This window comes from Olsenella sp. An188, from assembly GCF_002160255.1.
Lineage (GTDB): Bacteria > Actinomycetota > Coriobacteriia > Coriobacteriales > Atopobiaceae > Thermophilibacter > Thermophilibacter avistercoris.
This window is the reverse complement of the sequence record NZ_NFKF01000013.1, coordinates 1-3,312: the sequence shown is the minus strand read 5'-3', so window position 1 is coordinate 3,312 and position 3,312 is coordinate 1. Positions and strand designations below refer to the sequence as shown.

Below are 3,312 nucleotides of genomic sequence, written 5' to 3'. Positions count from 1 at the left end.
GCGGCTCGGGCACGCGCCTGTACCCGCTCACCCTCGTGACGAGCAAGCAGCTGCTGCCCGTCTACGACAAGCCGATGGTCTACTACCCGCTGTCGGTCCTCATGATGGCGGGCATCCGCGACATCCTGATTATCTCCACCCCGCACGACCTGCCCAACTTCGAGCGCCTGCTCGGCGACGGCTCGCAGTTCGGCGTGAGCCTGTCCTACGCCGAGCAGCCCAGCCCCGACGGCCTGGCGCAGGCCTTCGTCATCGGCGAGGACTTCATCGCCGGCGAGCCCTGCGCGCTCGTCCTCGGCGACAACATCTTCTTCGGCAACGGGCTCTCCCGCCACCTGCGCCGCGCCGTGGCCCGCGCCGAGTCCGAGGGCGGCGCCACCGTCTTCGGCTACCACGTGGACGACCCGGAGCGCTTTGGCGTCGTCGAGTTCGACGAGAACTACAACGCGGTCTCCATCGAGGAGAAGCCCGCGCACCCCAAGAGCTCCTACGCCGTCACCGGCCTGTACTTCTATGACAGCCGCGTCTGCGAGCTGGCCAAGCAGGTCAAGCCGTCGGCGCGCGGCGAGTACGAGATCACCGACCTCAACCGGATGTATCTGGAGGACGGCTCGCTCAGCGTGGTGACGCTCGGGCGCGGCTACGCGTGGCTCGACACCGGCACCATGGAGAGCCTCTACGAGGCCGGCGAGTTCGTCCGCGCCGTGGAGCGCGCCCAGGACACGCCGGTGGCGGTCCTCGAGGAGATCGCCTGGGAGAACGGCTGGGTGGGCACCGACGCCCTTCTCGCCGCGGCGGACGCCTACGGCAAGAGCATCTACGGCGAGCACCTGCGCAAGGTGGCGGCCGGCCAGTTCGTCAAGTCGCGAGGGGAGTACTAGGCATGGACTTCGAGAAGGACCTCAGCGTTTCCGAGACCGGGATCCCCGGCCTCAAGGTGGTGGAGCTCTCCGTCCACGGCGACGCCCGCGGCTGGTTCAAGGAGAACTGGCAGCGCGAGAAGATGTGCGCTCTGGGGCTGCCGGCCGACTTCCGCCCCGTGCAGAACAACGTGAGCTTCAACGCGAGCCGCGGCGTCACGCGCGGCGTCCACGCCGAGCCCTGGGACAAGTTCATCAGCGTGGCCACCGGCTCGGTCTTCGGCGCCTGGGTCGACCTGCGCCCCGGGGAGACGTTCGGCAGGGTCTTCACCTGCGTGCTGGACCCCTCGCGCGCCATCTACGTGCCGCGCGGCGTGGGCAACTCCTTCCAGGCGCTCGAGGACGGCACCGCCTACACCTACCTCGTGAACGCCCACTGGTCCGCCGAGCTCAAGAAGACCTACACCTTCGTCAACTTGGCCGACCCCACGCTCGGCATCGAGTGGCCGATCCCGCTCTCCGAGGCCACGCTCTCGGAGGCCGACAGGCACCACCCGATGCTCGCCGACGCGCTGCCCATGGCGCCGCGCCGCACGCTGGTCACGGGCTGCAACGGCCAGCTCGGCCGCGCCATGCACAAGCTGGCCGAGAGGCGCGGGCTCCTCGCCAGCTTCGACTTCTGCGACATCGACACCTTCGACTTCTCGGACCCCGCGCAGTACGACCGCTATGACTGGAGCCTCTACGGCACCGTCATCAACTGCGGCGCCTACACCGCCGTGGACCGCGCCGAGACGCCCGAGGGCCGCACCGCCTGCTGGAAGGCCAACGCCACCGGGCCGTCGCTGCTCGCGCGGACCTGCGCCGAGCATGGCGTCACGCTCGTGCACGTGAGCTCCGACTACGTCTTCGACGGCACGGCCGAGAACCACGGCGAGGGCGAGGACCTCAGCCCGCTCTCGGTCTACGGCCAGTCCAAGGCTGCCGGCGACCTGGCCGTGGCCGGCTGCCCACGCCACTACGTGGTGCGCTCGAGCTGGGTCATCGGCGAGGGCCACAACTTCGTGCTCACCATGCGGGGCCTCGCGCGGCGCTGCGACGACCCGTCCGACGGGCTGGACCGCGTGACCGTGGTCGACGACCAGCTGGGGCGGCTCACCTTCACCGACCAGATGGCCGAGGGCATCCTCTGGCTGCTCGGCTACCGGGAGGGCGACGCCGAGCCGAGCGCGCCGGCGCCCTACGGCACCTACAACCTCACCGGCTCCGGTCGCGTGGCCTCCTGGGCGCAGATTGCCCGCGAGGTCTTCGAGCTCACCTGCGGCAACGGCGACGCCGTCACTCCCGTGACCACCGCCGAGTACTACGCGAGTGCCGCCGGTCCGGTGGCGCCGCGCCCCGAGCACTCAGACCTCGACCTCTCCAAGATCCGCGCCGCGGGTTTCTCGCCCCGCGACTGGGAGGACGAGCTGCGCGAGTATGTGGGGAGTTTAGATGGCTAAGAGCTCTTCCGCCCAAGATGAGTTTGAGTCCAGGCTTGTTGATGCCGTTGGTAGGGGAATGGCGGATATTGAGGCGGGGAGATTCGAGACCTCTATTGAGGCGGCGTTTCTTCGAGCCGAGGAGCTTAGAGATGAGCGGCGTAAGGACGCCGACGATAACATGAGTTGCTTGGCTTCTAGTGAAAGGGATATCAGCATGTCAGACACCTTCGAGCCCGCCAACATCATCGTCACCGGCGGGTGCGGCTTCATCGGGAGCAACTTCGTGCACTACGTGGTCAACAACTGTCCCGGCGTCCACGTGACCGTGCTCGACAAGCTCACCTACGCGGGCAACCCCGAGAACATCGCCGGCCTGCCGGAGGACCGCGTGGAGCTCGTGGTGGGCGACATCTGCGACGCCGAGCTCCTGGACCGCATCGTCCCGGGCCACGACGCGATCGTCCACTACGCGGCCGAGTCCCACAACGACAACTCCATCGCGGACCCCGAGCCGTTCCTGCGCACCAACGTGGAGGGCACCTTCCGCCTGCTCGAGGCCTGCCGCAAGTACGACGTGCGCTACCACCACGTCTCCACCGACGAGGTCTACGGCGACCTCGCCCTGGACGACCCGGCCCGCTTCACCGAGGAGACCCCGTACCACCCGTCGAGCCCCTACAGCTCCACCAAGGCGGCCTCCGACATGCTGGTGCGCGCCTGGCACCGCACCTACGGCATCCGCGCCACCATCTCCAACTGCTCTAACAACTATGGTCCCTACCAGCACGTGGAGAAGTTCATCCCGCGTCAGGTGACCAACATCCTCTGCGGCATCCGGCCCAAGCTCTACGGCGACGGCAAGAACGTCCGCGACTGGATCCACACCGAGGACCACTCCTCCGCCGTCTGGACCATCCTCACCCGCGGCCGCATCGGCGAGACCTACCTCATCGGCGCCGACGGCGAGA

3 protein-coding genes are annotated in these 3,312 nt (G+C 68.2%); all 3 read left to right on the top strand.

Annotated elements, in window-relative coordinates; all coding sequences use genetic code 11:
• Nucleotides 1-881: glucose-1-phosphate thymidylyltransferase RfbA (gene rfbA, locus B5F23_RS09480; RefSeq protein WP_087354270.1), on the top strand; the 881-nt coding region annotated here is incomplete at its 5' end.
• Between the two features lie 2 nt (nt 882-883).
• Complete coding sequence (locus B5F23_RS09475) at nt 884-2,362, top strand: sugar nucleotide-binding protein (RefSeq protein WP_087354267.1); 1,479 nt, start codon at nt 884-886, stop codon at nt 2,360-2,362.
• Nucleotides 2,363-2,558: 196 nt separating this feature from the next.
• Nucleotides 2,559-3,312 (top strand): dTDP-glucose 4,6-dehydratase (locus tag B5F23_RS09470; RefSeq protein ID WP_162607515.1); only part of this gene is annotated, 754 nt, incomplete at its 3' end.